The sequence below is a fragment of the Candidatus Bathyarchaeota archaeon genome (genome assembly GCA_026014585.1).
Classification (GTDB): Archaea; Thermoproteota; Bathyarchaeia; order Bathyarchaeales; family Bathycorpusculaceae; genus Bathycorpusculum.
On record JAOZIA010000002.1, the window covers coordinates 480511 to 506783 of the forward strand.

General features: G+C 41.1%; 26 protein-coding genes. 14 read left to right on the forward strand and 12 right to left on the reverse strand.

Translation table 11 applies throughout. The features are described from left to right. Window positions 1-56: 56 nt before the first annotated feature. Window positions 57-1064 carry a gluconokinase gene (locus NWF01_02725; GenBank protein ID MCW4023932.1) on the forward strand — a complete coding sequence of 336 codons (1008 nt, stop codon included), beginning with the start codon at window positions 57-59 and terminating at the stop codon, window positions 1062-1064. Window positions 1065-1074: 10 nt separating this feature from the next. On the opposite strand, the gene NWF01_02730 is transcribed toward NWF01_02725, so the two are convergent. Both NWF01_02730 and NWF01_02735 read right to left on the reverse strand, forming a co-directional pair. Then, window positions 1075-1938, reverse strand: a complete 864-nt coding sequence (locus NWF01_02730; protein ID MCW4023933.1) for a PHP domain-containing protein — start codon at window positions 1936-1938, stop codon at window positions 1075-1077. Between the two features lie 8 nt (window positions 1939-1946). Further along, a complete protein-coding gene (locus NWF01_02735) occupies window positions 1947-2546 on the reverse strand; it encodes an ATP-binding protein (protein ID MCW4023934.1) in 600 nt (199 codons plus the stop codon). Between the two features lie 143 nt (window positions 2547-2689). On the opposite strand from NWF01_02735, the gene NWF01_02740 reads away from it, so the two are divergent. From NWF01_02740 to NWF01_02750, 3 genes are all read left to right on the forward strand, one after another. Beyond that, window positions 2690-3946, forward strand: coding sequence for an adenosylhomocysteinase (locus NWF01_02740; GenBank protein ID MCW4023935.1), 1257 nt, complete (start codon window positions 2690-2692; stop codon window positions 3944-3946). Between the two features lie 76 nt (window positions 3947-4022). Beyond that, window positions 4023-4304, forward strand: a complete 282-nt coding sequence (locus NWF01_02745) for a transcriptional regulator (GenBank protein ID MCW4023936.1) — start codon at window positions 4023-4025, stop codon at window positions 4302-4304. 200 nt (window positions 4305-4504) lie between these two features. After that, window positions 4505-4819, forward strand: a complete 315-nt coding sequence (locus NWF01_02750) for a nucleotide pyrophosphohydrolase (GenBank protein MCW4023937.1) — start codon at window positions 4505-4507, stop codon at window positions 4817-4819. Here the strand turns inward: NWF01_02750 and NWF01_02755 are convergent. From NWF01_02755 to NWF01_02770, 4 genes are all read right to left on the reverse strand, one after another. After that, window positions 4788-5036, reverse strand: a complete 249-nt coding sequence (locus NWF01_02755; protein ID MCW4023938.1) for a hypothetical protein — start codon at window positions 5034-5036, stop codon at window positions 4788-4790. The genes NWF01_02750 and NWF01_02755 overlap by 32 nt on opposite strands. 41 nt (window positions 5037-5077) lie before the next feature. After that, window positions 5078-8488 carry a DNA polymerase II large subunit gene (locus NWF01_02760; GenBank protein MCW4023939.1) on the reverse strand — a complete coding sequence of 1137 codons (3411 nt, stop codon included), beginning with the start codon at window positions 8486-8488 and terminating at the stop codon, window positions 5078-5080. Window positions 8489-8578: 90 nt separating this feature from the next. Next, entirely contained in the window at window positions 8579-9331 is a 753-nt protein-coding gene (locus NWF01_02765; GenBank protein MCW4023940.1) for a geranylgeranylglyceryl/heptaprenylglyceryl phosphate synthase, read from the reverse strand. A 7-nt stretch (window positions 9332-9338) separates the two neighbouring features. After that, window positions 9339-9599, reverse strand: coding sequence for a hypothetical protein (locus NWF01_02770; protein ID MCW4023941.1), 261 nt, complete (start codon window positions 9597-9599; stop codon window positions 9339-9341). A 97-nt stretch (window positions 9600-9696) separates the two neighbouring features. Here NWF01_02770 and NWF01_02775 point away from each other — a divergent pair, with 97 nt between their 5' ends. The 4 genes from NWF01_02775 to NWF01_02790 all read left to right on the forward strand — a co-directional run bounded on the left by NWF01_02775 (window position 9697) and on the right by NWF01_02790 (window position 13357). Next, on the forward strand, window positions 9697-10539 hold the full coding sequence (locus tag NWF01_02775) for an NAD+ synthase (GenBank protein MCW4023942.1): 843 nt from the start codon (window positions 9697-9699) through the stop codon (window positions 10537-10539). A 9-nt stretch (window positions 10540-10548) separates the two neighbouring features. Beyond that, window positions 10549-11382: a carbon-nitrogen hydrolase family protein gene (locus tag NWF01_02780; protein ID MCW4023943.1), complete on the forward strand. Its 834-nt coding sequence runs from the start codon at window positions 10549-10551 to the stop codon at window positions 11380-11382. A 479-nt stretch (window positions 11383-11861) separates the two neighbouring features. Next, window positions 11862-12338, forward strand: a complete 477-nt coding sequence (locus NWF01_02785) for a hypothetical protein (protein MCW4023944.1) — start codon at window positions 11862-11864, stop codon at window positions 12336-12338. A gap of 290 nt (window positions 12339-12628) precedes the next feature. Further along, window positions 12629-13357, forward strand: a complete 729-nt coding sequence (locus tag NWF01_02790; GenBank protein MCW4023945.1) for a MarR family transcriptional regulator — start codon at window positions 12629-12631, stop codon at window positions 13355-13357. Between the two features lies 1 nt (window position 13358). On the opposite strand, the gene NWF01_02795 is transcribed toward NWF01_02790, so the two are convergent. Further along, on the reverse strand, window positions 13359-13793 hold the full coding sequence (locus NWF01_02795) for a hypothetical protein (GenBank protein MCW4023946.1): 435 nt from the start codon (window positions 13791-13793) through the stop codon (window positions 13359-13361). An 814-nt stretch (window positions 13794-14607) separates the two neighbouring features. Here NWF01_02795 and NWF01_02800 point away from each other — a divergent pair. Beyond that, a complete protein-coding gene (locus tag NWF01_02800) occupies window positions 14608-15840 on the forward strand; it encodes an orc1/cdc6 family replication initiation protein (protein MCW4023947.1) in 1233 nt (410 codons plus the stop codon). Here the strand turns inward: NWF01_02800 and NWF01_02805 are convergent. Next, on the reverse strand, window positions 15837-17459 hold the full coding sequence (locus tag NWF01_02805; protein ID MCW4023948.1) for a DNA-directed DNA polymerase II small subunit: 1623 nt from the start codon (window positions 17457-17459) through the stop codon (window positions 15837-15839). The two genes, NWF01_02800 and NWF01_02805, sit on opposite strands and share 4 nt — an antisense overlap. 234 nt (window positions 17460-17693) lie before the next feature. On the opposite strand from NWF01_02805, the gene NWF01_02810 reads away from it, so the two are divergent. Together NWF01_02810 and NWF01_02815 are read left to right on the forward strand one after the other, a co-directional pair. Continuing rightward, complete coding sequence (locus tag NWF01_02810) at window positions 17694-18671, forward strand: phosphate uptake regulator PhoU (protein MCW4023949.1); 978 nt, start codon at window positions 17694-17696, stop codon at window positions 18669-18671. 230 nt (window positions 18672-18901) lie between these two features. Then, on the forward strand, window positions 18902-19075 hold the full coding sequence (locus tag NWF01_02815; GenBank protein MCW4023950.1) for a preprotein translocase subunit Sec61beta: 174 nt from the start codon (window positions 18902-18904) through the stop codon (window positions 19073-19075). Between the two features lie 15 nt (window positions 19076-19090). Here the strand turns inward: NWF01_02815 and NWF01_02820 are convergent, their stop codons facing one another. Further along, window positions 19091-19381 carry a hypothetical protein gene (locus NWF01_02820; protein ID MCW4023951.1) on the reverse strand — a complete coding sequence of 97 codons (291 nt, stop codon included), beginning with the start codon at window positions 19379-19381 and terminating at the stop codon, window positions 19091-19093. A gap of 254 nt (window positions 19382-19635) precedes the next feature. Between NWF01_02820 and NWF01_02825 the strand changes: the two genes are divergently transcribed. Next, window positions 19636-21489: a DUF2070 family protein gene (locus NWF01_02825; protein MCW4023952.1), complete on the forward strand. Its 1854-nt coding sequence runs from the start codon at window positions 19636-19638 to the stop codon at window positions 21487-21489. Window positions 21490-21727: 238 nt separating this feature from the next. On the opposite strand, the gene NWF01_02830 is transcribed toward NWF01_02825, so the two are convergent. Both NWF01_02830 and NWF01_02835 read right to left on the reverse strand, forming a co-directional pair. After that, a complete protein-coding gene (locus NWF01_02830; GenBank protein ID MCW4023953.1) occupies window positions 21728-21976 on the reverse strand; it encodes a hypothetical protein in 249 nt (82 codons plus the stop codon). Window positions 21977-22000: 24 nt separating this feature from the next. Next, window positions 22001-22840, reverse strand: coding sequence for an NAD(+)/NADH kinase (locus tag NWF01_02835; GenBank protein MCW4023954.1), 840 nt, complete (start codon window positions 22838-22840; stop codon window positions 22001-22003). 166 nt (window positions 22841-23006) lie between these two features. Between NWF01_02835 and NWF01_02840 the strand changes: the two genes are divergently transcribed. Together NWF01_02840 and NWF01_02845 are read left to right on the forward strand one after the other, a co-directional pair. Beyond that, window positions 23007-24641 (forward strand): PAS domain S-box protein, encoded by a 1635-nt coding sequence (locus tag NWF01_02840; GenBank protein MCW4023955.1) that lies wholly within the window; start codon window positions 23007-23009, stop codon window positions 24639-24641. Between the two features lie 165 nt (window positions 24642-24806). After that, window positions 24807-25199, forward strand: coding sequence for a translation initiation factor IF-5A (locus tag NWF01_02845; GenBank protein ID MCW4023956.1), 393 nt, complete (start codon window positions 24807-24809; stop codon window positions 25197-25199). 434 nt (window positions 25200-25633) lie between these two features. On the opposite strand, the gene NWF01_02850 is transcribed toward NWF01_02845, so the two are convergent. Beyond that, the gene (locus NWF01_02850; GenBank protein ID MCW4023957.1) at window positions 25634-26179 is read right to left on the reverse strand and encodes a heme-binding protein; all 546 of its coding nucleotides are present in this window, start codon (window positions 26177-26179) and stop codon (window positions 25634-25636) included. Window positions 26180-26273 lie beyond the last annotated feature (94 nt).

The following is a 26273-nucleotide window of genomic DNA, read 5'->3' on the forward strand; positions in this document are numbered from 1 at the left end:
TTACATTTATTGCCTACAATCACACAACATTTCCCAAGAAAAAGGAAGAAAAACTGATGCAGAACCAAAACCAAGTAGTCCAAGCCCTACTAAAACCAGAAACCTACCTCCAAAAAACAGGCAAAATCCAACTCATCCAAACCCACATCTCCTATGTTTTCCTAACTGAAAATTACGTTTACAAAGTAAAAAAAGCAGTAAACTTTGGTTTCCTTGATTTCTCCACGCTTGACAAAAGATTATGGTTCTGCCAAAAAGAGTTGGAGCTTAACAGGCGGCTTTGCCCAGAAATTTATCTTGAAGTTGTCCCCATCACAAAAGCAGAAAACATACATATAGGCGGCACGGGCGAAATAGTTGAGTACGCGCTGAAAATGAAAAGATTGCCTCAGGAAAGAATCATGACCCTCCTGCTAAAGGAAGGAAAAGTGGGTAAAGAAACAGTGGATGAAATTGCCAAAATAGTTGCCGAGTTCCACAGCAAAGCCCAAACAAGCAATGAAATCAATGAGTTTGGCTCTCTTAAAATAGTGAAGACCAACTGGGATGAGAATTTTGCCCAAACCACCAAATACATCAACCAAACCATCCCCCAAAACGATTACCAGTTCACCCAAACAAAAATCAACAATTTCATGAAGAAAAACGGGCAGTTATTTGAGCAACGCATAACCGAAGGGCGTATTCGCGATTGCCACGGTGACCTGCATTCAGGAAACATTTTTTTAACAGATAAAATCTGCATTTTTGACGCCATCGAGTTTAACGACCGCTTCCGCTACAGTGACGTCGCGTCTGATGTGGCTTTCTTGGCAATGGACCTTGACTACCAAAACAGAAGTGACTTAGCTGACTACTTTGTTAAGCAGTATATAGCTAACGCGGGAGATGCACAGTTGACCCAGATGCTACCCTTCTACAAGTGTTACCGTGCATACGTTCGGGGAAAAGTTGTCAGTTTCAGGCTGGATGACTCAAACATCAGCCAAACCGAGAAAAACGTTGCAATCAAGGAAGCCAAAGCCTACTTTAAGCTATCAGCAGAATACGCAAAAGAGCTATAATGGGCTATTCCTACGCAAACTGGTCTTCTACCCAGTCGGGAACCACAACTGTGCCCATTATTACTGGTTTTTGGTGGCAGTCACTACCTCCAGTCATCATCAGTTGTTTCTGTTTTGCAAAAGCTACATAGAACTTGGTGGTTTCAGGCGTGGCTCTTGAATGCCAACACTCCACGCCATCAATGTAGGGCAACATATATTCCTCCACGATGTTGCCCTGCGCTTCCAAAACTTTGCTAAACGCGACTAGCGATGTTCCATGCGGGTCATTGGGGTGAGCTAACACCAACTTGCCACCTGCATCCAAAACAAGCTGTGAGGCTTCCTCCAGATGAAGCGGATACTTGGGCACGTCACATTTAACAAGGTACTTATCAAAGGCGTCTTGACGCGATGCAACTATACCCTTCTTGATAAGGTAGTCTGCTATGTGAGGTCTACCCAAGGTGCCGTCAACAGATTCTTGGATTTGCCTAAAATCCTCACTTGACAACGCGGCAATGTTTTCTTTTTCGAATTCATCGTTAAGGTTAGCAAGAATTGTGGCTGCGCGTTCCTCACGATATTTAGCCATAGTTTCCAGTTTAGTAACCAGCATCCGGTTGTCAGGGTCATATTGGTAGCCTAAAAAATCAAGCGAAACAGTTTTCCCATTTAAAAGCTCAGGACAAGAAAAAGTAACATTCAACTCCACACCCGTAACATAACGGATTCCTGCCTGTTTTGCCTGCTCTACCGTTTGGGTCTGACAGTAGATATTATCGTGGTCAGTGATGGACATGAAGCTAATTTTGCGTGCTTTGGCTTCTGATATGATTTGTTCTACGCTGAATTTGCCATCAGATGCTTTAGAGTGAATATGTAAATCAATCATACCGCAAACTACCTTGTCTCTTCTTTAATTATTGACCAGTTTGCAATTCCATAGATGCAGGTATCAACAATTAAATGAGAAATCTTTAGTGTGGGGTACTTCTGTTTGAGGGCATCAACGTTTATTGGTTCAAACTTTTTTTTGTTTGCCAGATAGGCTTCTTCAGTTAGGGCGTTGGATTCATATTTTTCTTTTGACCGCTTCTTTATTCGCTCCAACGCGATTTCTTGGGGGCAGTTTGTTTCAAAAATTGCAAACGCCAAATTGTTTTTTGCCGCTATCTCAGCAGCGCGCTCACGTAACTCTGCAGTAATAAAAGTTGCATCCAAAATAATCCCGCCTTTAGAGGCTAACGTTTTGGCACGTCTAAACATTTCGTCATAAACAGACATCCTGTTGTTCATGTTGCCTGCGACTTTGGGGTCAAAGATGTCTTTACCTTTGAGAACATCTATGCGTATCAAGTCGCTCCTTAGAATTGGATATCCTGTCATTTTTGAGATTTCCTCTGCGACGCCAGTTTTGTAGCTTGCAGGCAACCCACAAGTAATTACAAGCGTCTTCGGTTCAAGTTCTCTTTCAACAAAGACTACAAAAGGTTCTCTCACACGGCATCCTCGTTATGGTTAGCTTTCGTTGGTACTTTAACTTTTTCCAGCTAAGCGAGCCCTCACCATACCTTACACCTTCGGAAGTGTAGGTAAATTCTAAATAAGGAGAAATACACAAGTTTGTCAAAGAAGGAATATTCATGGAAAATTTCCAAGTTAAAGACATGAAATTAGCACCCCAAGGTCACTTACAAATCGAATGGACAACCAAACACATGCCTGTCCTAAACATCATCAAAGAGAGATTTGAAAAAGAAAAACCACTTGAAGGTCAAACCCTAGCCGCGTGTCTGCACGTAACCAAAGAAACTGCCGTCCTAATCAAAGTCCTCATCGCAGGCGGCGCAAAAGTAGCACTCTGCGGTTCCAACCCACTCTCGACACAAGATGACGTAGCAGCCGCATTAGCAGATAGCGGTGTACACGTTTACGCTTGGAGAGGACAAAACACCGAGGACTACTACAAATGCATCGAAAAAGTCCTCGAATTTAACCCTACAATAACCATGGATGACGGCGCAGACGTTGTCGGCATGATCCACAGCAAACGCCAAGACCTCATCAAAGACATAAAAGGGGGAACCGAAGAAACAACCACCGGAGTTGTCCGCCTAAAAGCCATGGAGCAAGACGGCAGCCTCAAATATCCAATCGTAGCTGTAAACGAAGCGCTCACCAAGTACCTTTTTGACAATCGTTATGGCACAGGTCAAAGCACCATCGACGGCATACTACGCGCGACTTCTGTGCTGTTGGCAGACAAAAACTTTGTCGTTGGCGGATATGGCTGGTGTAGCCGAGGCATCGCAATGCGTGCACAAGGCTTAGGCGCAAACGTTATAGTAACAGAGGTTCAACCCACACGTGCATTAGAGGCAGTCATGAACGGTTTGCGTGTTATGCCTATGTCTGAAGCAGCGGCAATCGGCGACATTTTTGTCACTGCAACTGGAGACATACACGTTATACGCAAAGAACACATGGAAAAAATGAAAGATGGAGCCATTATATGCAACAGCGGTCACTTTAACGTGGAAATCAACGTGCCTGAATTAGAAGCAATGGCTGTTTCACATCGTACAATGCGTCCCAACATGGAAGAATATACCACCAAAGACGGCAGACACCTCTACCTTCTCGCAGAAGGACGCTTAGTCAACCTCTCAGCAGCAGAAGGCCACCCATCAGAAGTCATGGACATGTCTTTTGCTAACCAAGCGTTATGCTCGGAATATGTTTCCAAATCGGATAAATTACCAGTTAAAGTGTATGTTGTTCCAAAAGAAATCGATGAGTCCATCGCTGAACTTAAGCTTAAGTCCATGGAAGTAGTGATTGATACCCTTACAGAGGAACAAAAGAAGTATTTGTCCACTTGGGAAATGGGAACCACATAAACAAGCGGGTATTCGGAAGCATGACAAACTTTAAATTGTCTAACAATATACATGGCATAATAAGTGGTGAATATTAATGGTAAGTAAAGATCAAGGTATAGGTGGAGCAATACTTGCTGTTTGCGTCATCGTTGCAATACTTTACATCGTCACATTATTCTACCCAGCATGGCTATCAATTATCGGGTTAACACTCAGCGCAAGCGCCGTTCAGTTCTGGGTAATCGCTGTTCCAGTGTTCGTAGCATTCATAGCTATAATGTTCATTGGCGCATGGATAGGCTGGACAATGACAACAACACCCCCGCCAAAACCAATCGAAGAAATCACAACCGAAATAGAAGACAAAAAAGAGTAAACCAACTCAGTTTTTCCTTTTTCCATTAAGTAATCATTTTTTTAATTTTAAACTAGAGATGTAAAGTATATTGAAGTATGTTACTTTTCTTAGGGGTTATGCGTGGGAATAGTAGTTGTATACGAAAGCATCAACTAAACACACAAAAACAAGAGTCAACCAATAATAGCAATCTAAATACACATACTGCGGTGACTAATTTGGAAATTTGCGAGTTTCAGGAAATGATGAAAACTCTATATTTCAAACGTGACAATGAACGAGGTATAGAAGGAAACCTTGATTGGCTCTTCACGGAAGTTGAAGAACTCCGAAAAGCTCTAAAAGAGAAAGACAAGCCAGCAGCAGAAAAAGAGTTCGCAGATGTTCTCGCGTGGCTTGCATCTATAGCTAACATCACAGGCATAGACTTGGAAAAAGCTGCCTTAGATAAATACAATCACAAATGCCCCAAATGCAAAAAATCACCCTGCCAATGCATTTTTAGACCAAACGCGTCTGCCCGAATCCCGTAGACAACCACACGTAACGCCGGTTACCTTTACGTTTAACAGTTGCTTCCGCCTCCAGCAGTTTTAGATGATAGACAACAACGTTATAGGATAAGCCTGTTTGTTGGGAGATTTTTGAAGCTGAAAAGCAGTCTTTATCCAGAACTGTGAGCACTTTGCTTCGGGCAGCAACACCACTTGTGATGTTTCGGATATTTTTGAGGTAAGCGTTAGGGTGCATGTGCCTTCACGTATTATTTTAAATGATTTTTGTTTTAAGCTTTAGCTGGAAAAATCGAAAAGTTTTGTTTGCTTGGGTTTTTTGTTGTCAAATAGAGTGGTGATTTCTTCTTTGATTAAAGCCATGCGTTGTGTGTAATAGCTAGGCAGGCCGTACGTGTCGACCAGCCGCTGTGCTGGCTCCAGATATTTCTCGATACCACCGCGATAAACCGTCATGGTTAACTGTCCACCACAAAAGGGGCATTTACCTTTAAGAGGCAATCGACGAAATTTTTTGTTACAAGATTTACATCTGAAGCCCTGCGTTGAGAAAGCACGAAGGTTCCCCGCGATGTCACGAATAAAATGGGTATTCAAAACTTTAAGCGCTACCTGGCGTGCATCCACCGCCTCGATTTTCTCACCCAGTTCTAGCTGCATGTTTAACTTGTCAATCATTGACTTGAATTCTTTGTAGGAACTATTGGCGTTTCCTAAGTTAATGTTTGAAACTGGAGTGGTGTAATTGAAGCCTTCGAATTGGGCTTCTGTTCCAAGACGGTGCCCAATAACATCCATTATGGGGTCAACCTGACGAACCTCCCATTTCGCCCATGTCCGCTTGTAAAACTCCAAAGGGTAAGTTGCGTCCACGTCGAAGTCGTGAGCTTGCCGCTGCACCTCTTTAGTGTTAACAAACGGAATCACAAGAATAGGCGCATCCATGATACCACCAATTTGAGCAGGCAAATACACGCGGGAAAAATTCAGAAGAGTGTCCATTGCCAGCATGATAGCATCTTCATCACCGTCACAATCGCGACGTTTTGCGGAGTACCAAATTGGATGCGCATAAATCACATTGCGGTCAGTGAAACCAGCAACTCTGCCCAAAATGCCAACGCATGTGTGAGGAGCTAAGCCAAAAATTAGTTGCCCAACGAGGTCTTCGGGTTTTTTGAGGTTATAGTATGCGGGGAGTTTGTAGACACGAGTTAAGAGGTCATCAATGAAGTCTGCTATGTGAATAAAGTAGTCTCCAGCAGTGTATGGAATCACTATGTCTTGGATTTTTAGCTCCAAAACCTGATCAGGGCTGGTTAAGCTTTTTCCGTGAATATCGTAGAGGTAGCCAAGTTCACGCAGCTTAGCAACTGTAACGCCTACTTCGGCAGGCGTAATGTGAGTTAGTGGCGCATTGGTGGCGTCAAAGCGAATGGTGCCATCCTTGTAAACCGATAAGCCATGCTTCGCCCGCAACATGCCCTTCTCAAGAATCTCTGGCGTCTTATTATCATTGGTCATCCCTTTAACTCCACGTAAAATCTTAGGAACAGGATAACCCAAAGTTTTGCTTGCTTCCTCAAGAAGCTCTTTGAAGTTAAAGGGTTGACGTTGATACTGAACCGAGTTGACTTTACAAGCTGGACAAAAATTGTCCTTTAAGGCTCTGCCACAACGTGGACAGATGTTTTCTGGCAACGTTTCGCAGCCACAAGAGGCACATTTAACTTTTAGCGTGTATGTTTTGCAGTTGGGACATTTACGTTTGACCACTTCAACAAAAACTGAGGGCTTTTTAGCAGCCTCCAACAGGTCACGATGCGACCCCCCAGCCAAACTCACAGGAAAAAGCAGATGCACCAACGGCTTCATTTCACGATGCTTAGCCTTTTCAGGCCTGCCCATTCTGCCGCCAACGTATGTGGGAGCTTTATCCTTGATGGTAACTCCTGAAAGGGAACTTACTGCTGCTAAAACTGAAGGTTCCTGAACAGTCTCGTTGCCTTTAGGTGAACTATACCCCAAAGCGAATGCCAGCGCGAATGCATCATCGTCCATAATTACAACTTTGCCATCTACGAACCTATGAGGCACCAGAATCCGCCTCAAAGCAGTAACAGCAACCTGCTCATTTTGACCAACAATCTTGGAGGGAACACCATTCGCACATGAAACCTCGCAGTTTTGCAACCATTGCCTAAGTGTTTCAACCTCTTGTGGTGTTGTTAAGCTTGACCAGAAGAGCGTGAACTTTGGATGTAACGGAAGTCCAAGTCTGCAAAGAGACATTGCCTCGTTGGGTTTAGGCTGGTGTGCAAATGGGTCAAAAAGAAAACTTTCCAACCGTGCAGGAGAAATCTTTGCTTCCTGCGCAAGCAAGTTTAGGTCGCCGAGGCATTTTTCATTTAGCAGAGCTTTTAGGTCTTGCACCCACCATTCCTCAACGTATGCTGAGGGACAAAGAGTTTTGTTAGTGTAGAGGAAATCGCCAAAGCTGATTAAGATGTCGCCGAGAAAGAGGATTTTTTTGATTTTACCTTTTACTTCAGGAAAGTTCTCTAGAGTAACTCGTACAACTGAATCATCTTTTAAAAGAACCACTGGGCATTCAAGAGAATCCACGGGTACCGTGACGCAGCCTTTACCTGGAAGCTCAAGACGCATTTGAGTGCCAGCTGCAAGAAAACTCTCCACCACAACCATAGTGGCAGGATGAATCCCAGTCGCAGAAAGCCCCGTGTTTCTTGACCTACCATACCGCAACCTAAAGCCGCCCCGCTTGGAAGGAAAAGCAAAAATTGGCCGGCCCGCAATCACGTCATCCATAAAGCCACCTGACTTTTTCTCAGACTTCTTTTTGAACTCACGTAGCCAATCCCAACCTTGAAAACCGATTTTGTCAATGATAACGTAAACTTTCTGGGCACGACCAACAATGCCATCGTTTATAACTCGAAGGGCACCGCCTCGGACACGGTTGGTTTCTACCCGCTCCAAGTTCCGGTAAGATGAAACCTCCACGGGGTCAGATTCAGTTCCTGTACATTCTACAGGCACCAAGTTAAGACCTTTTTTAAGTTCCTCATCAGAAATGTGATACTGAAACCTACCCACAGAACGCTCATACGTACGTAGTTCTTCAACAAAACGGTTGACTTCTTCTTCAGCGGGTTTGTAGCGGTCTAAACCTAATTGGCGTCTAACAAAGTCACCTACAACAAGCGTTAAAGCTTGGTCAGTTCCACCTGCGGAGCGAATTGGTCCAGCAAAGTATACAGCCAGATACTTTGAGTGGTCAGCATTAGTTTTTATTTTAACTTGGGCGATGCCTTGAATGGGAGCTGCAGTTAAGCCTTCAGTGAAAATGGCCAGCGCGGTTCGGATGGCTTGCTCAGCGGCTTTCTCGGGTTCCATTTCGCCAAATTTGCCTGTAGTGATTTCTTCAGCTACTTTGAAGGCTACGGCTTCTCGTTGCATCTTGGAGTTTAATTCGCGGATGCTAACGGCGACCCCTTTTGGACCAACAAGACCCTCAACTAGGTCGGCGATGTCTTGTGCTACGATGCACTCGGTTTTGAGGGCAGGGTCTAAACCTTTGGATCTGGCTTGGTCGCTAATTGCATACAGCTGCTTTAGCCGATTTTCCATTGTGTCGATGTAACCTTTGTAACCCTTACTTATGTTCAAACTGCCGCTTCCCATTCACTGTATAGAAGGGTGGGTTATTTTGGTTTTCTAAGAAAAACAAGAAAATAAATTGAAAAACAAGTAAGCACACTAACGTTTTGCTACTTGGATGCCTTTAATTATTTCTGTAACTCGCTGAGTACCATCAGTTTTTTCAACAACATTTCCAGTTACGATAATGTCAGCTCCAGCAGAAACCGCCAATGCTGCTTGCTCATGAGTTCGGATTCCACCGCCAACAATTAAAGGCACATCAATGGCTTGTTTAACGGCACGTATCATTTCTGGAGGAACAGGAGCCACCACGCCAGAGCCACCTTCAAGATAAATAAAACGCATACCTAAAAACTGTCCAGCAAGTGCATGTGCAACCACTAATTCAGGCTTATCGAAGGGGATTTTTATTGCTTTACCGACTTTGCCAGCGGTGCCACCATCACCCACGATTATGTAACCCATCGAGATTGGCTCAATATTAAATTTTTTGACAAGAGGCGCACCTGCAATTTGGGCGCCCATCAAAAAGAACTGTGCTTCAGAGTTTAGAAGAGACATAAACCAGATGGCATCTGCATACTGACTGATCCCATTTATGTTACTTGGGAAAAGTATCGTGGGAAGGTCCACTACACCTTTTATGGCTTTTATGACGTTGTCAAGATGTTCTTCAGAATCAGAAGTTGAACCACCAATCATAATTGCAGAAGTCCCACTGCTAGCAGAGCTTTGCGCAATAGCAGCAGCTTGACTTGGCGTAGCATTTTCTGGATCAATCAAAGTTATGTGAATTGCGCCATCGGCTTTTATCTTTTCGAGTAAGTATTTTTCAACTTGCCCATGCATCACGTTTCTACTCTTTTTTAGGTATAGGGGTCCTCTTTGAAGTGCTATAAACGCGGTCAGTTAACATGCAGTAAACATCAACTTCTCCCTGTGCAGGTTTTATTGGGAATTCTTCTTTTAGCCCACAACTGCTACAGATTGCTACTGAATGCGCATCATCTCGGAAAATTTCCACACGCACTGTTTCTTTTCCGCATCTAGGGCACGAGAAGAACTTGGGCAAATGCTTTTTTGGTATATGAACAACTTTTTTCCTTCTTCGTCCCATACAAACATCCTTCTTTAGTGCTGGTTATGTTTCCTTTAATATTTATCCTTGTCCTTAAATACTTGCCTAGTCACCATAAAAACAGAGTGTGAAAGTTTTGAAGTTAACCGCCTCTGTCTTAGACCTTGACTTCGCTGAAGTTCAAAAAAGAAGCACCCACTTCATTAAGCAATACGTTAAAAATTGTGGAGCCAGCGGAATTGTGATTGGACTTTCAGGAGGAATTGACAGCGGTGTTATTGCTGCACTCTCCAGTTTGGCTATAGGAGGAGAGCACGTGATAGGACTGATGCTTCCTGAAAAAGAAACCTTTAACCAAAATGACATCGACGACGCCCAACTGGTCGCGGATAAATATGGAATTAAAACCCAGACTTGTGACATCACTCCCGTTCTGGAAAGCTTCTATAATGCAATCATAGGATTTGACATCACAGATAGGCTTTGTAAAGGAAACATCAAAGCAAGAACAAGAATGACCTATCTTTACTACTTTGCAAACAAAAACAATTTTGTCGTTTGCGGAAGCTCAGATAAATCAGAAACCATGATGGGTTACTTTACCAAATGGGGAGATGGCGCATCCGATATTGCACCAATAATGGATCTCTACAAAACACAGGTACGCAAGCTGGCAGAGCATCTGGGTTTTCCAGCAGAACTCTATACAAAACCCTCCACGCCATCACTTTGGCCCAAGCAGCTTGCAGAAGAAGAAATAGGTATTAAATATGAAACCTTGGACCTAATCCTGTTTGGGCTGGAACGGTTCATGACAACAGGAGACATCGCAGAGCAGCTTAATGCACCGCTGGAGCTTGTTGAAAAGGTTAAAGAAAGATGGCTTGCCAATGAACATAAAAGGCGAATGCCTCTGACTATTAAGATCGGTTACCGAACTGTCGGAGCAGATTTTAGGCTTCCAAGAGAAAACTATTAGGCGAAAGACATGACTGAAAAAATCAAAATTGCACTTGCCCAAATAAGCAGCCAACGAGAGAACAAAGAAGCAAACCTCAAAAAAATAGAAAAACTAACGCTAAAAGCAAAAGAGCAGGACTGTGACCTTGTGATTTTTCCAGAACTATCACTTACAGGTTACGTGGTTAAGGATCAAATCTACGAGTTGGCAGAACCAATTCCTGGACCAACAATTAAAAGAATAGAAGCTTTAGCCAAAAGAACAGGTTTACACATTATTTTTGGGATGCCTGAACGTAGCGAGAAAACTAAAGCCACAATCTTTAACACCGCGGTTTTGGTTGGTCCAAAAGGTTTCATTGGTAAATACCGTAAAATGTATTTGCCCACTCATAGCGTGTTTGAGGAAAAAAGGTATTTCCGACCAGGATATCAAACAGCAGTATTCAACACGGCAATTGGCAGGATTGGACTGTGTATCTGTTATGATATTTTCTTTCCTGAAGTCTTCCGCTTAACAAGATTAATGGGTGCACAGTTGATTGTTTGTATTTCTGCGTCTCCTGCAGTGAGAAAAGGCTACTTTGAAATTTTAACCTCAGCTCGAGCATTAGAGAACACAGCGTTTCTTGCATATGTTAATGTTGCGGGTTTGCAGGAAGGCTTGCAGTTTTGGGGTGGAAGCCGAATGGTTAGCCCAGGTGGCGACGTGATTGCTAGGGCAAAGTATGATGAGGAAGACTTTGTAGTTTGTGAAATTGACTTTAATGACATGAAAAATTTTGAAACATGGATTCCTACCCTTAGAGATTTACGCCCTGAGCTATTTGAGGAACTAAAAAAGCAATCAGAAACGCTTTAACCCAAATCACCAATGAATCACAACCACATCACATAAGCGTGATATCATACTTTTTCCGTGATTTCTACGTGATTTTAGCGTGATTAGAGTGATGTCACGATTAAGAAATCAAGCAAATACGGCATTTATGTACATGAAAATTAACATGCATATGAGGTAAAAAGTGTGTTTTAACTTGACGGTAAAATGATAAAATAACCTGAAAGGGGCGTAACACATTTCATAATTTGAAGCATTTACGACAATACAAAGAACAACAAACATAAAAAATAAAGGCATAAAACAGATTTAAAACTAAAATAACCAATAAAATGAACTCTATTTAATCAATAAAACAAATAAGCATCAGTTACAGCATTTTACGTTAATATTTAAGGTTATTTTTTTGGTAATGTTGCTTTTTAGCGCGGGCAAAATTTAAAAACATCAAGCCAGTATACAAAACTGTATCCATTTTAACCATGGAGATAGCACACACTTTGAAGCTAAAAGACAGTGTACAAATCTGGCTAAACGGTGCTTTTTCAGACCCCATAGCCGAAATACTACTTAAAAATAGCCAATTAACAAAAACCCAGCTCGAAACATTGTTAATTGACGTTTTGTCCGAAAATATATCAGGTAAACAGCTAAAATACGATGAAAAAGCCTCTTTAAGGCTAACTAAGGCTAAAATAAGCCGTGGAGCCTTTAACAGGACTTTAAAACAGTCTAAAGAAAACGTCATTAAATCAATCTACACAGTACTGCTGCTAGGTTATTTAGGAGTATTTGAGAGCTCAACTCTTGATCCCTATCTTGAAATCGCAAATAAATTGCACAGTTATGTGGAGGCTTATCAGGACATATCAGGCGAAGAAGGGGATAAAGAACGGCAAAAAGTGATAGAAATCATCCGAGAAGAGCTTGAAAATAGCCTAAAAATGCTTTCTAGTCCATCAAAAGAGCCTGTGTGACGTCACAAATCACACTTTATATAGGTATATTCAAGCATTTTTTCTAACATAACAGTTCAACAAATAAGCCTTAAATAAAGCTTTAATTTTAATAAAAGACACATTCACAGGTTTTTTAACAACGACCATATGTAATATTAAGAACAGAAAAGATTATGTGATATGTGATATCATGGTTTGATGTGATTTTTTGACCGTAAACCTTAAAAAGTTCCATGGAAAACTGTGATGTGTGATGCAACTGTTCAAATCACGCTCAAAATCACATGTAAATCACAGGAGATACAACAGTGATTGAAATTATTCCAATTCTCTTAGCGGTTTTGCTTGTAGCCACTGTAGCAGTGTCAAGGGAATATTACAAGCAAATACTCAAAGCTAAAAAAGAGTATGAACTGGCTAAGAATGCAGTTGGAGATATTGTGCTAAGTTTTAATCGGGAACTTAAACGAGATTCAGAAAGATTAGACATTGTTGCTTTCAAAGTGGAAGAAAGTTCAGCAAAGGCTGAGAGTGTATTTAAAAAAATTGATTCTATAGAAAAACAAAATTCACCTTTGGAATCACAATTCTCTGCAATCTCTGAGAGTAGTAATAAAGTTTTAACAGACCTAAGCAATTTAGGGTCAACAATTAAAAATCTAGAAAATACACAAGAAACTTTACAAACAAAAATAGCCAATTTAGAAGAACAAATTCAACAGCTATCCGTTGCACCTCCACCAGAAATTAAAAGCGAACCTGTTATGCCAGTTATTCCAATTAAACGGGACAAAGCAATGGCAGCTCTCACAGATACAGAAATTGCGGTTTTAGAAATGCTTGCCTCTGAAGGACCAAAAACTGCACCTGAAATCAAAGAACGCGTCCATCTAAGCCGGGAGCATACTGCTAGGTTAATGAAGAAACTTTATGAGGGTGGCTATCTTGAGAGAGAAACTGGTAAAATTCCATTCAGTTACAGTGTGAAAAAGGAAATGGAAAAATTATTAAGCAAACCTCAGCTAAGCCAAACTTAGCTTATTTTATTCTTTGTTTAATTGCAGCTTGAGGTAATGCTGGTGCAGTCTTGTATTTGAGACTATTTTGGCTACCGGTTTTAAGTAGAAGACCTTTTGTTGCCATTCTGGAAAGATATGTTGAAACAGTGCTAAGGCTAACTGGTTCTTTGAGTTCCTGTTCATAAATTGATTGAATATCTTTTGAGGAGAACCATACTAGTGGAAAATGCTTCTGAATAATCATAGAAACTTTCTCAAATCTTGAAACAGAAGTCGTTGGAACTGGAGCCCTTGAACCAGCAGCTACACCGTCCCCTGGCATTCCACCGCCAAGTAATTCTACAAGATCCAGTAAACGTAATGCCTTGTCTCGAGTAACTTGGCCTTCAAAGGCAACAGTATATCGATTACCATCGCTATCGAAGAGCTCCACACGAATCTTGCGAGCAGGCATTATACTATCACTTTGAAATCGTTCACAATTTAACACTTCACAACTTATAGCTGTTATGGTGAAACTAGTCAATGTAAAAAGGATAATTTAAGCTTATTTTTAATAAACAACACATATTTTCCTTTCTTTATGAATTACAAGCTTCACAGGTTTTCAGAAGTAAAAAAAGATTATTTTTTCAGTTTAATTAGGGTTTTCCAGTAGAAATGTAGGGGTGGCTTCTTCACAGTTAACTGACGAGAAATGGGTAATTTTAAAAAAAAGAGCTTTAAAAAAAAGACATATGAAATTTCATTTCACAGGGCATTCACAATTTTGTGAAGGAAAAATAGTCTTGTAAACTGAAAAATTGGTCTTGACAAAGAGTTATTGAGAAAAATAAATAAGCTATATTCAGCTTGGTAACTTGAGGAAAAATTATTGGTATTTTTCATGGGAAAATAGTGCTACCCAGACACCCCTTCATTTCCTATCGAAGTTTTCAGTAAAAAAACACTTGAAAAGGGCAGAAAAAAAATTAGTAACAAACAACTCGAAATTCTTTGATTAATATTTTAATATACTTTAATTTTAACTAAAGTCCCAGAGTATATAGTTATCATATCTATAATTATAATATTAACAAAACTTTCTTATTCTTCTCCAGTAGAAACTTTGGGGTGTGTGTTTTCCTAAAAACCAGCATATCACCGCTTTCTATCATTTAATTATAAGATTATGGTGCTTGTAAACTATTTTTTTGTACTGTATTCTTTAAGTGTTCCACTCGAAATAAAGGTGTTACCTCTGAAATAAAAGGGGTGGAAGAGAACCAATGGGAAATCCGAGCATACTTGATGATGTATTCGATAATTTCGTTAATGGAATAAATCTATTCAAAGACAGAGAAGTATTACGGCATGATTATCTCCCAGAAAAACTTCCACACAGAGAAGACCAAATCCGTTTACTTGGAGAAACCGTGGCACCTGTTCTTAGAGATTCACGATGCTCAAACATTTTCATTTACGGCAAAACAGGTACAGGAAAAACAGCTGTAACAAAATATGTCTTAAGCCATTTGGAAGAGAAAGCAAAAACTTATGGTGCCCAAGTAAAATTTTGCTATGTTAATTGTCGAATGACTGGTTCAGAATATCGTGTTTTTGCCAGTTTAAGTCAAAGTGTTGGAATTTCTATTCCTTTTACTGGTTTGTCAGTGGGTGAGGTTTTTGATAGGTTCAGAGTTAATCTTGAAGCATCAAGAATAATATTCATAATTGTTCTGGATGAGGTTGACGCTTTAATCAAGGATAGAGGTGATAGCTTCATGTATGAATTGACCAGAATAAACGAAACTCTAAACAAAAGCAAGGTTTCAATAATTGGCATCTCAAATGACCTGCGATTAAAAGAGTTCCTTGATCCACGCGTTTTTAGTTCACTTAGTGAAGAGGAACTTGTTTTCAGACCATATGATGCAGGAGAACTTCGTAACATTTTGTTGGAGCGTTCAAAACTTTCATTTCAAGAAGGAGCATTATCAGATTCTGCTCTAAGTATTTGTGCTGCACTGGCCGCTAATGAACATGGAGATGCAAGACGCGCGCTAGATTTGTTGCGAGTTGCTGGGGAAGTTGCTGAGCGCCAAAGCGCCAAATCGATAACTGAGGAGCATGTTCGGCAGGCTGAGAAGCACATTGAACATAACCGGGTTGTGGACGCCTTAAAGAACTTAACGTTACACTCAAAACTTGTTTTGTTGAGTGTGTATCACCTAAACAAGTCCAGTTCAACCACTGGCGAATTGTATGATATTTACAATGAGTTGTGTGGCGAAATGGGTGCTGGATTGTTAACCCAAAGACGCTTAGGAACGTTGGTTAATGAGCTTGATGCTATGGGGCTTGTGAACACCAAAGTTGTCAGCATGGGTCGCTATGGCAGAACTAAAAAAATTAGACTGGAAATTTCTCGTTCTCTGGTAAAAGATGTCTTTTCAAGTGATGCCCGTTTTGGGCGTTTACTTGATTATTCCCATAAGACTGTAAACAAAAACAGTGCCTAATTTGGCTCTGTACTTTTTTGTTTTTCATCTGTAAATGATAGAACGGTTATTTCTAAGGTTTGTAGGTTTATAACGGGGACTTTTCCTGGCGTGGGCATTAATCCTAATTTTTGCATGTAATCTGTTTGGTCCTGCCAGCCGCCTGAGTTTACAACTAGGATTCCTCTATATTTGCAGTAGCCAAGAACGTGAATGTGTCCTGCCATCAAAATGTCTGGTACCTTATCTATTACTAGGTAGTCTCGGTTTTCAGGAGAAAGCATTGTTTTACCTCCATATACTGGCGCGAGGTGTCTTCCTTGAAGCAGAAGACTCATAGATTTTTCTGGATGTTGATGGTCCATGCCTGGAATAGTGTTCACGATGTCATCTAAGCTTCTGCCGTGAAACATTAAAACTTCAACGCCATGCAGAGACATAAAGCATGGGCTTCCAACAGGGTGAATGTTGGGTCTGTCCAGCATTGGTTCAAGGTAGCTTGCGGGTATGGCTGGTTGGGGTAAGGCTTTTCTTGTTGCATCATGATTTCCTGGGCCAAGGACTACTTCTATGTAGCTTGGTATTCTTTTTAGGATTTTTGCGGCGTAAGCATATTGTCTGTGAACATCTCTGACTGTTAGTTCTAGTTCTTGGTTGGGATAAACGCCAACACCATCGACGATGTCGCCTGCGACTAGGAGATATTTTACTCTGCCCGCGATTTCTCGCATTGCTGGGGTGCCGTATTTGCCGTTTAACCATTTTATGAAGCGTTTAAAAGATTCTTTTTGGAACTTGTTGCTGCCAATGTGAATGTCTGAGGTGAGCACAGCATAGATGGGTTCACTGGCTCTTTGCTGACTTTTTCTTCCAACTTCTGGGAAGATTATGTCTTCTGCCATTAACAGGCTGGTTCTGGTTTTTATGACTGCTATGCAGATGATTTGGTCTGGTAGGAGTAGCCCGGCTTTTTTGTGGACTTCAGGTGGTGCTTTTTTTGGGATTAGAATGGTTGCTGAGCTTTGGAGATCTTCGACTGAGAGAATAACTTGTTGTTTGGACTCTTTTTTTTCGGTGAGCATACAGATGATTTTCATTTTGGTTTTTGGCTGGGATTTTAGTGCTTCAGCGATTGGAGTGGCGGCTCTAACGTCCATTCTTTGCCTAAGTATCTTCTCGACGCGTTTGAAGCGGTCTTGGAAATAACCTAAATACTCTTTTATTGTCCCGTTTGAGGTGAGTTTACTGGTTGGGTCTTCTATGATTTCAAGTTGTGAGGGAATTTCTCTGGCGTAAGGATAAAAATATTCGTCTTCTTCAACTTCTGATATTTGAGTTGGCGGCTCTTCTGTTGGGGTTACTGTTTGTGTTTCCTTCATTTGAGCCTGTATGTGTTCGGGTTCTTCTTGGATGCTTGGGGTTTTTAGTGCTTGTTTTTGAATTATTGATTCCAGAAAGTCTTTTTCTATAAAGAAGGGTTTCTCCTCTAAGCTGTCCATTTGCTGAATTGCTGCTTCTATGAGTTCTGCGGGGTCACTATTGGTTAGTTGGGTTAAAAATTCGAAGGCGTCGCTGTTTAGTTGGTATCCTGCTGTGATTGTTGCTGAGATGGCTTTTTGGAGTTTTTCTGTGTCTATCATGTAGGCTCAAACTGGCTTAGTTTTGTTTTGTGTTTGTTTAAGTGTTTTTGTTTTTCTTATTTACGGTTATTGCTTTGTTGCTAAAGGTTTGGATGTTTTGAGATTTGCAGTTTTTCTTTTGTGTGGTGTTGTTTTTGTTTGTGGTCGTAGCGATTTTTGTTTTTTATTTGTATTTTTTGGATTTAGTTTAAATAAGTTGAGAATATTTTAGGGTGGCTATAGAGAGGATATGCTTTGGGTGAGTCCCGAAAAGTTCAGTGTACGCCAACAGGCACCTTTTTTGTTTGTCTGCCAAGAGCATGGGCTAACCAAAACAGCCTGAAAAAGGGCACATTGCTAAATATTGAGGAAACGCAAGATGGTAAACTTATTGTTGACCCCAAATACAGTGTGGAAGTGCAGCCTAAAGTTTCAACGTTAAGGGTTGGTCCCTTTTTGGGTAGGCAGATTATTGGGCAGTACCTGCTGGGTTATGATATTATCCGAATTGAAACCAAAGATAAAATTGATGCAGATGTCCGAAACACTGTCAAAACTACCGTTAGTTCACTGATTGGTTTGGAGATTGTTGAGGAAACTTACTCGCAGATTGTTTTACAATGCCTGCTTGAACCTTCAGGTTCTGGGTTTATGCCTGAAAAAATTCTGCGCCGCATCTATGCGATTGTTGCAGGGATGACTCGTGATGTTGCATCCTCTTTTGCCCTTGGTGATTTACAACTTGCCAAGAACGTGGTTGCACGCGATAATGAGAGTAACAGGCTTTACTTTTTGCTTGTGCGAATTTTGCGTACTATTATACAAAATCCACGGTTAAGTGAGAAACTGGAGATTTCCCCGATTGACTGTTTGGATTATCGTTTAGCTGCCAGCTTAATTGAGGGCATGGGTGATGACTGCGTTAAAATTGCCTCTAAAACTATTGAGCTTAACGGGATTAAGTTGCCTGCTGAAATTCAAAAGTTGCTTACCGATTTTCAGGTTGTTTGCTATTCAGCTCATGAGCAAGCTTTGAAATCGTTTGTAAGTAAAGACATCTCTTGCGCTGAGACCGTGCGTGGTTTGCAGATAAAACTTGAAGCTATAGGTTCTGAGGTTGAGAAGGCTGCTAAGGAATTGTCGGTTGATTTGATGCCACAGATTTTGGCGGTGTTGTCTTTTCTGAGGCAGATCTATGAGCGCAGTGTGGACATCGCTGACCTTGTTGTGTAGGTGCCCAGCGGGTTCTACTGTTCTCGGAGGCCACTCCCTCCCTTATTTAAGGGTGGAAACGGGGTTTGGCTTGGAAAACTGGCATTAGTGACCTCCCCTCTATAGTTTCTGCATAGATCAACTATTTGGAGCCTAATAGGAATGTTGGGTAGACTTAATTTTCTTTTATTGGCATAACCTTAAAATGGCAGAAAAAATAGTACTGTACCATACGGCGAAATATCATGGGTATGACTAAACGTAAACGTAAAGAATCAGGTCCAATGCCTGCTGGAAGCGCGGGTCTTTTGCGTTTCTTCGAGGACGAAACCGAAGGCATAAAGGTTAGACCTGAACTTCTCGTGATTTTAGCTGTAACCCTAATTGTTGTGTCAGTTGTCGCGCAAGTATTTTTCCCCGCATAAAAAATTAAAAAATTTTTATCTTCTTGATGGCGTGGACGGCAGAATTTCTAATCTTTGAATTGAGCTTAAGTTTAGGTACATGTCGCCGCGTTCTTCTCGGCTGGCAACTTGTGGAATGGGCTGCGCTATTGTGGAACGTAAAACTATTGCTTCTGTTTCAGATAGCCAGATTCCTGCTGGTTGATGTGTTACTGCTTCGATGATGCCTTCAAAACCATACGCTGGCTCGATTATAACTCTGATTTTTTTGCCAACGTTGCGTTCGAGCATGTGGAATATGGACAGCGGTAATTCTTGCTCTGGCATAGTGTATTCGCGTAACTATAGTAGTGTGCATTCTAAGGATAAAACCGTATCTGCTCAAAAGAGGCATCAAAAGCATGCATTCTTGGTTTATGGTTGATTTTTTCATCATCAATTTTTTAAATATTTAATTCAAAAACACGCAAATCTTACCTGTGTAATTGTTGGGAAAATGTATTAAATGGTAATTGGTTCGCTTTTAGCTATGTTTTAATAATCCTGTACAACTGTTAAGGAACCAATAAGTGAATAAGAGCATGGCAACAGAAAACAAATTCAACAGTTCAATAAACACTGCAATAAAACATTATTCATCCATGTTCTTTTTACCATCCGCCAAAAAAGCTGTTCTAACCGTTGCAGTAATCTGCATAGGCTTAGTGGGATTATCCTCACTTGTATTTGCCCCCTCCATTAACGGCTTACTGTACTGCCTATTTTTTGGCACATCCCTCTTCTTTTTCACCTTTCTCTCAGACATCATACTAAGCAAGGTGATACTGAAAACAGACAAAATCTACATCCTAAGACGCACCGTGGCGCTGTCACTTTTCTGTTGGCTAACTTGGCTATTTTTCATGCTGCTCGGTGTAGCTTTCGGAGTAGCCTTTGATTTACTCTGGTGGGTAAAACTTTGCCTGCTAGGCTTTGCTGCTGTGCTCACGCTACGGTTAATTGTTTTCTTGGCAACCACTACTACAAAACTTTATCGTCAACTTCTCGCCGCGTTACTTCAACCTCTGTTATGTGTTGCTGTTTTGATGACTTTTTGGGCTTTCATATTTCAGATTTACATAACCCAATTCTGGCTTTACCTGATAATTGCCCCCATAGTTTGCGGTATAACTGTTTTCATTTTCTTGCGGTCTCTTGACAATTTAGGAAACCAACTTCATGGATTGCCTTCTCTGCTTTTCTTTAGAGCCTTCATGGCAAACTGGGTTGTAGGACAAAACGCGCCTCTTGAGGAGCTCTTGGAAAAAATCGGAGGAGATGAAGATATTGACGTTTCGCTTCTAAAGTTTGACGCCGCTAAACCAAAAGCCGCCATCATACAGCCTTTTGTACATCCAGGGCCATTCAAAAACATTGGAAGCAGTCTGTTGCCAACCTTGCTAAAGCACGGGTACCAAAAACGCTTCAACAACACCGCCTGCACGCCCCTTGGCATTTTAGGGCATGAACTGGATTTAGCCTCACAGGCGCAAAACATCAAAATAATCAAACACATAATATCCGCAGCTGATTTTCCCGCATCCGAAGCCACAGCTACTTCGTTTGTCCGCGTAAGAGAAGGCGTTGTTGGTGCATCATGTCAAGTTTTCGGCAAAACCGCTTTGCTATCCTTTACTTTGGCGCCTGAAACAACTGAAGATTTGCCTCAAGAGCTTGGACAGGTAATTAATGAGGAAGCCAAAAAGCTCGGGTTGAACTGCGCGATAATCGTTAACTGCCACAACAGCATAACCGACATAGTTGAAGTCGAGAAATACCTGCCTACACTGGAAAGTGTTGGCTTAAAATGCCTGCGAAAAGCCGCAGCACTGCCTCAGAAACCCTTCATGGTGGGTGCTGCAACTGTTTACCCCAAAGAGTTCTCCCTTAAAGACGGCATGGGTACAGGCGGAATAACTGGGATTGTGGTTACTGTTGAAGACCAAAAAACAGGTTACGTAATCATAGACGGCAACAACATGATTTCTGGGGTACGCGAAAAAATCCTTTCTGCAATTGGTCAGGCGGGCTTTACTGAAAGTGAAGTTTTCACAACCGACACTCATGCAGTAAGCGCTATTGTTACTGGCAGACGTGGCTATCACCCAGTTGGGGAAGCCATGGACCATGACACACTCATAAAACACATACTTGAAGTCCTAAAGGATGCCGAGTCAACATTGGAACCCTGCAAAGCTGGCTGTATACAATTCAAGGTTCCACAGGTTCGCGTTATTGGTAAAGAAAGAATTGAATCTCTAACTTGGCTAGTTGATAAGGGATTGGCAAGAGCTAAGCGTCTTGTGCTGCCTCTCTTTGTCACTGAAGGAATAATTTTGATTCTTCTTTTGGCGTTTATTCAGCCAATCCTTTTACCCTTTTTGTTGCTCGTTTAGGTTTCCGCTTTAGCTCAGTTCCACAAATTTGACACTCATTTGACTTAAAATTTGCAGAGTATTCTTTGTGGCATGCAGGGCAGTACCGAATCCACTCCAACAAGCGTTTAATCCCAAAAGTAGCAAGTGCCACAAACCCAATCCCCATCCGAGTAGCAACATTCTGAATCGAGTAATCATCCGTCACAATTTTAGGAGTATACCCTTTGGATTTGTACTCCAGCGAAAGCGCCAGCAACTACATATCCGCTTCCGAAAGCACATGTACGTCTCCTGCTTTGCTAGCGGAATTTTTTGCTTGGTTGAAGAATTCTTCGGTGGGTGCCACAATTTTTACTTTGCCGCTTTCGATGGCTGTTTGAAAACGCACCCGCGCCATAGAGTTGGACTTTAATTCTTCTTCAACCTTGGGTGCAGTAACCTGCTCTTGGCCTGTAGAGAAGGGGTCAAATCCTGCAAGAAACGCTGAAGTGTCTAAAACAACCACTTGTTTTGGGTCAACGCTGATTTTTCATCCCGTCCCCTTAAACAGTAACCTGCTTCTGAGACGATGGTAAAAATCGTTTTCAAAACGGATGAACGTGGTTACATTTTTGGAGCCTGTTACCGTTAGTGCTGGTTCTTTACAGTCGATAAGTTTGCGGTAGTTCCCGTCTATTAGAACAAGCATTTTTTTTGGGCTAACTGAACTAAAAGACACAGACGTTTCAGCGGGAAAAACCAGAGAATGAAAAACTGACAGCGAACAAATTGGTGTTAAAACAAACGCGTTCACACTGGGGTCCAAAACTGGACCGCCCGCGGAAAGCGAATATCCTGTTGAACCTGTTTGTGAGGACACTATTAATCCGTCTGCTTGGCATTTGAGGATGGGTTTTCCATCCTTGCATATTTGGGCATAAAGGATTTTTGAAGGTTCACCCGTTGAAATAACCACATCGTTTAAAGCATCTGGCAAGGTTTCTTCGCCTGCAGTTATTGACAGTTTGGCGCATTTTTCAATTTTATATTCGCCTGTAAGACATTTTTCTAAGGCATGGTATGCCATGTTAGGTTCAACCTCAGTTAAAAAGCCCCTCAAACCCATGTTAACTGCAAGAATCGGAGGTTCTGGTTTTGGTACGTTAATGCCTACCCTGAGGATTGTGCCATCACCCCCGATGGTTACTATAAAATCGGTTTTCATTTCTGATAGTGGAACAAATTCCTGTTCAGTTTTAATTTTACCCCCAAGCGTGTCTTCTATGTAAACCTTCAACCCTTTTCCCGCAAGATACTTAGACAATTCTTCGGTAAGCTTTAGTGCTGTTTTTTTGTCGTAGCGGGCAACTAAACCGACGCTTTTGAACACGTTTCCACCGTCAAAGTAAATACCGTTATCTTTTCTATATTAAGTCTTTCAGTGGCAAATTACCATTGTTATATCTACTTTTGGCGTCTTACACTTAAAATATGTAGGCAAAATTCACAATTGCTTTATTTTAGCTTGTATTATACAACCCTCTATTGGTGTTAAAATGGATAAGCGGCAGGAATCAAAAGTTTCTAGTTCTAAGTTTAACGAATTAGGTTTAGAAGAAAAAATTGCCGCTTTCATAAACTCTTCACCCAAACAAAAACCTGCAAAACCAATTAATCCTACTGATGAACCGCATTTATTTTCGCTCGCTGTTGAACTTTCCCTTGACGGTGTAGTCATCGGTGATGTAGATGGCTACATAACATACGTGAATAATGCTGCTCTAAAAATGTTTGGCGGCTTAGACAAAAAAGACGCAATTGGTAGGCATGTTATCGAATTTGTGGCTGAGCGAGACCGCGCAAAAGTTGCTCAGAGATCCTTGACCTCTTCATTGAAACTGGACGGTATGGTTAACGAGTTTTTTGCGCTCAAAAAAACAGGTGAAGAATTTCCGGTTGAAGTGACAACTGCTCCTATAAAAAATAGTGCCGGCAAACAAATCGGGTTTATAGATATTTTAAGAGATATAACTGACCGCAAAAAAGTCGAAGATGCCCTACGGCGAAGCGAAAAAAAATATCGTTTATTGTTTGAAAATATGCAAAACGGTTTTGTTTTCTGTCAAATCCTCTTTGATGACGCTGGAAAACCCGTTGAGCTAGCTAATTTTGAATTTAACAAAGCTTTTGAGCGAAGCACTGGTCTTAGCATACGTGATTTTGCTGAAGAAAACTGCAAAGAAACAACTGCTCGAATTATGAAGGCATACCCCACCCTTTTCAATCTAGGCAGTAAAGTAGCCTCAACAGGCGTAAGCCACAGGTTTGAGCTCCAGTTTAATGGTGCTTGGTTCTCCATTTTTATTTTCAGCCCCCAGAAAGGTTACTTGGGCTTATTCCTTGAAGACATTACAGAGCAAAAAAAGCTGTACCAAAAAATTGAGGAATACTCCGAAAGCCTAGAACAGATAGTTGAGGAACGGACCAAAGCTCTAAGAGAAGCCCAGGATCAACTTGTGAGAAATGAGCGGTTGGCTGCCATTGGTGAATTAGCTGGCATGGTCGGTCATGATTTGCGTAACCCATTAACCGGTATCAAAAACGCGGCGTATCTGCTTAGGAAAAAACAGTCTGGCAACATGGATGATAGAAGTCTTGACCTTTTGGGTATTATTGACCGCTCCGTTGATTCTGCAAACAAAATAATAAATGACCTGCTTGATTACAGCCGTGAATTACGTTTAGAGTTTGAGGAATACTCTCCTAAATCTTTGATAAACTACTTGTTGATATCCAACGTTAAAATTCCAAAGAACATCATCCTGTCTGAAAACGTGCAGTCCTTCCCGATGATATGGGTAGACGTGGGCAAAATCGAACGCGTATTTTTAAACCTTATCAGCAACGCCGTAGAATCCATGCCCAATGGTGGAAAACTGGAAATAACCAGCAAACAAAATGGTGCTTTTGTTGACATATCCTTCACAGACACAGGGTATGGAATGCCTGAAGAGGTTCAGCTTAAAATTTTCAAGCCACTATTTACAACCAAAGCAAAAGGCATGGGTTTTGGCTTGACAATCTGCAAGCGCATAGTGGAAGCTCACGGCGGAAAAATAACCGTTAAAAGCACTCCAACCAAAGGTTCAACATTTACTGTTTCTCTGCCTATAGAACAGAAACAAAATTGAATTTAAGCGGTTTTTAACGAGATTTTAACTTTATTAGCTTTTTTTAGCTTCAGAATCGGTTTTAAACGGCTGAAAATACGCCTTAAATCTGCCTGCGTTACCTTAAGCTATATATGTGTGTTTTTTAAAATTGCATTGATTATAAGGTAAAATTGTGGTGAGAAAATGAGCAAACCAGTTGATGTTGGAGAGTTACGAGTCGGCGGCTATATGATGATTGATGGTGCGCCATGCCGCATTGTTGATATAGCAAAATCTAAACCAGGAAAACACGGTGCAGCAAAAGCAAGAATAGTTGCAATCGGCGTTTTTGATGGTCAAAAAAGGCAATTTGTGAAACCTGTTGATGCCGGCGCTGAAGTCCCAATTATTGATAAGCGCACAGGTCAAGTTTTTGCAATTAACCCTACTAGTATTCAACTTATGGATTTGGAAACTTATGAGTACTGTGATGCGCCTTTTCCAGATGAGCCAGAACTCAAAGAAAAGATTGTTGCCGGCGCTGAAGTTGAATATTGGAAGATTCTTGAAAGAATAAAAATTGTTCGAGTAAAGTAATTTTCTATTTTTCCGTATTTCTTTTTTGTTCCTTTGATTTTGTAGTGTTTGTTGTTAAGGTTTATCTGCATCCATAAAGCCATTTTTGTTGAAGCCAATGATGCATGAAGAGCCGTCTGAATTGTGAAGAAGAACATAATATGGGGATAACTGAGGCTTCAAATGGTGGGCTCTGTTGCTCTTTCCAACCTGTACCCCCAATTATTTAAAGTCGAAAAGCTAAAGTTGCATGTTCCATACTCGCTTACATTTCTTACAGAAATGCCATCTGGACATCACTAAATCGCCAACAACCACTTCTAAAACCAAGAATTGCCTTGAGAGCCTAAATGATAAAAAGTTATACAAAGCTGTAAGTCTTAAACATAAACTGGAATCATATCTGAAAAAATCAATCAGACCCAATTATTGCGTATACTCAGGAATACCCCCAATCAATCAACGTTTATGTTTTCAACTTCAATGGCTACTTCGTTTCTTCTCAAAAAACTTGGAGTGAAAGGAGGATTATAAAGCATACTAAAAACTATACCCTTAGTTTTTATCCTTGCCTTAATTAACTCTTGCAGTAACTCCTGCTTTTTTTCTTCAAAATGAGCTTCAGACCAACTTCCGGAAAACCGTAAAACCGCAACAACTCTTGAGGAAACCTCCTCTATCTTGACATTACTATCTAAAGGCAGCGGAGTAGTTTCCAGATTCAATTCAGAAGGCATAACAAAAGCAATGTAACCTTGACTGGAAAAATCAGAAAAAACAGGCGATGTCATTTTTATTTCCTGAGAAGTATCCTGCGAAACGACAGGAGCAGTCATTTTTACTTTTGCTCTTTGCTTGTTGTTTCCTGAGATGAAACGGAAAAGAAGCCCAAAATTATCTGGCTCACGGTTCGATGCTTTGGCTATAACAATTTTTGGATAACGCCGAACCTCTACATTGCCCAATTTTCTTAAAACCTCATATTTTACGCTTTGAACCATAACCAGCCCATCGAAGAATATTGAATATCTTCAAATTACATAATTAACAAGCAAAACTAAAGTGTGATGTTATTGGCACCCAACAGCCACAAAT

Coding starts and splice junctions, on each gene's coding strand:
- NWF01_02800 (MCW4023947.1), top strand. CDS start 14,608: ATGGGAAATCCGAGCATACTTGATGATGTATTCGATAATTTCGTTAAT.
- NWF01_02770 (MCW4023941.1), bottom strand. CDS start 9,599: ATGGGACGAAGAAGGAAAAAAGTTGTTCATATACCAAAAAAGCATTTG.
- NWF01_02725 (MCW4023932.1), top strand. CDS start 57: ATGCAGAACCAAAACCAAGTAGTCCAAGCCCTACTAAAACCAGAAACC.
- NWF01_02730 (MCW4023933.1), bottom strand. CDS start 1,938: ATGATTGATTTACATATTCACTCTAAAGCATCTGATGGCAAATTCAGC.
- NWF01_02840 (MCW4023955.1), top strand. CDS start 23,007: ATGGATAAGCGGCAGGAATCAAAAGTTTCTAGTTCTAAGTTTAACGAA.
- NWF01_02745 (MCW4023936.1), top strand. CDS start 4,023: ATGGTAAGTAAAGATCAAGGTATAGGTGGAGCAATACTTGCTGTTTGC.
- NWF01_02805 (MCW4023948.1), bottom strand. CDS start 17,459: ATGATAGACACAGAAAAACTCCAAAAAGCCATCTCAGCAACAATCACA.
- NWF01_02795 (MCW4023946.1), bottom strand. CDS start 13,793: ATGCCTGCTCGCAAGATTCGTGTGGAGCTCTTCGATAGCGATGGTAAT.
- NWF01_02820 (MCW4023951.1), bottom strand. CDS start 19,381: ATGCCAGAGCAAGAATTACCGCTGTCCATATTCCACATGCTCGAACGC.
- NWF01_02740 (MCW4023935.1), top strand. CDS start 2,690: ATGGAAAATTTCCAAGTTAAAGACATGAAATTAGCACCCCAAGGTCAC.
- NWF01_02780 (MCW4023943.1), top strand. CDS start 10,549: ATGACTGAAAAAATCAAAATTGCACTTGCCCAAATAAGCAGCCAACGA.
- NWF01_02765 (MCW4023940.1), bottom strand. CDS start 9,331: ATGCATGGGCAAGTTGAAAAATACTTACTCGAAAAGATAAAAGCCGAT.
- NWF01_02815 (MCW4023950.1), top strand. CDS start 18,902: ATGACTAAACGTAAACGTAAAGAATCAGGTCCAATGCCTGCTGGAAGC.
- NWF01_02825 (MCW4023952.1), top strand. CDS start 19,636: ATGGCAACAGAAAACAAATTCAACAGTTCAATAAACACTGCAATAAAA.
- NWF01_02845 (MCW4023956.1), top strand. CDS start 24,807: ATGAGCAAACCAGTTGATGTTGGAGAGTTACGAGTCGGCGGCTATATG.
- NWF01_02850 (MCW4023957.1), bottom strand. CDS start 26,179: ATGGTTCAAAGCGTAAAATATGAGGTTTTAAGAAAATTGGGCAATGTA.
- NWF01_02755 (MCW4023938.1), bottom strand. CDS start 5,036: ATGCACCCTAACGCTTACCTCAAAAATATCCGAAACATCACAAGTGGT.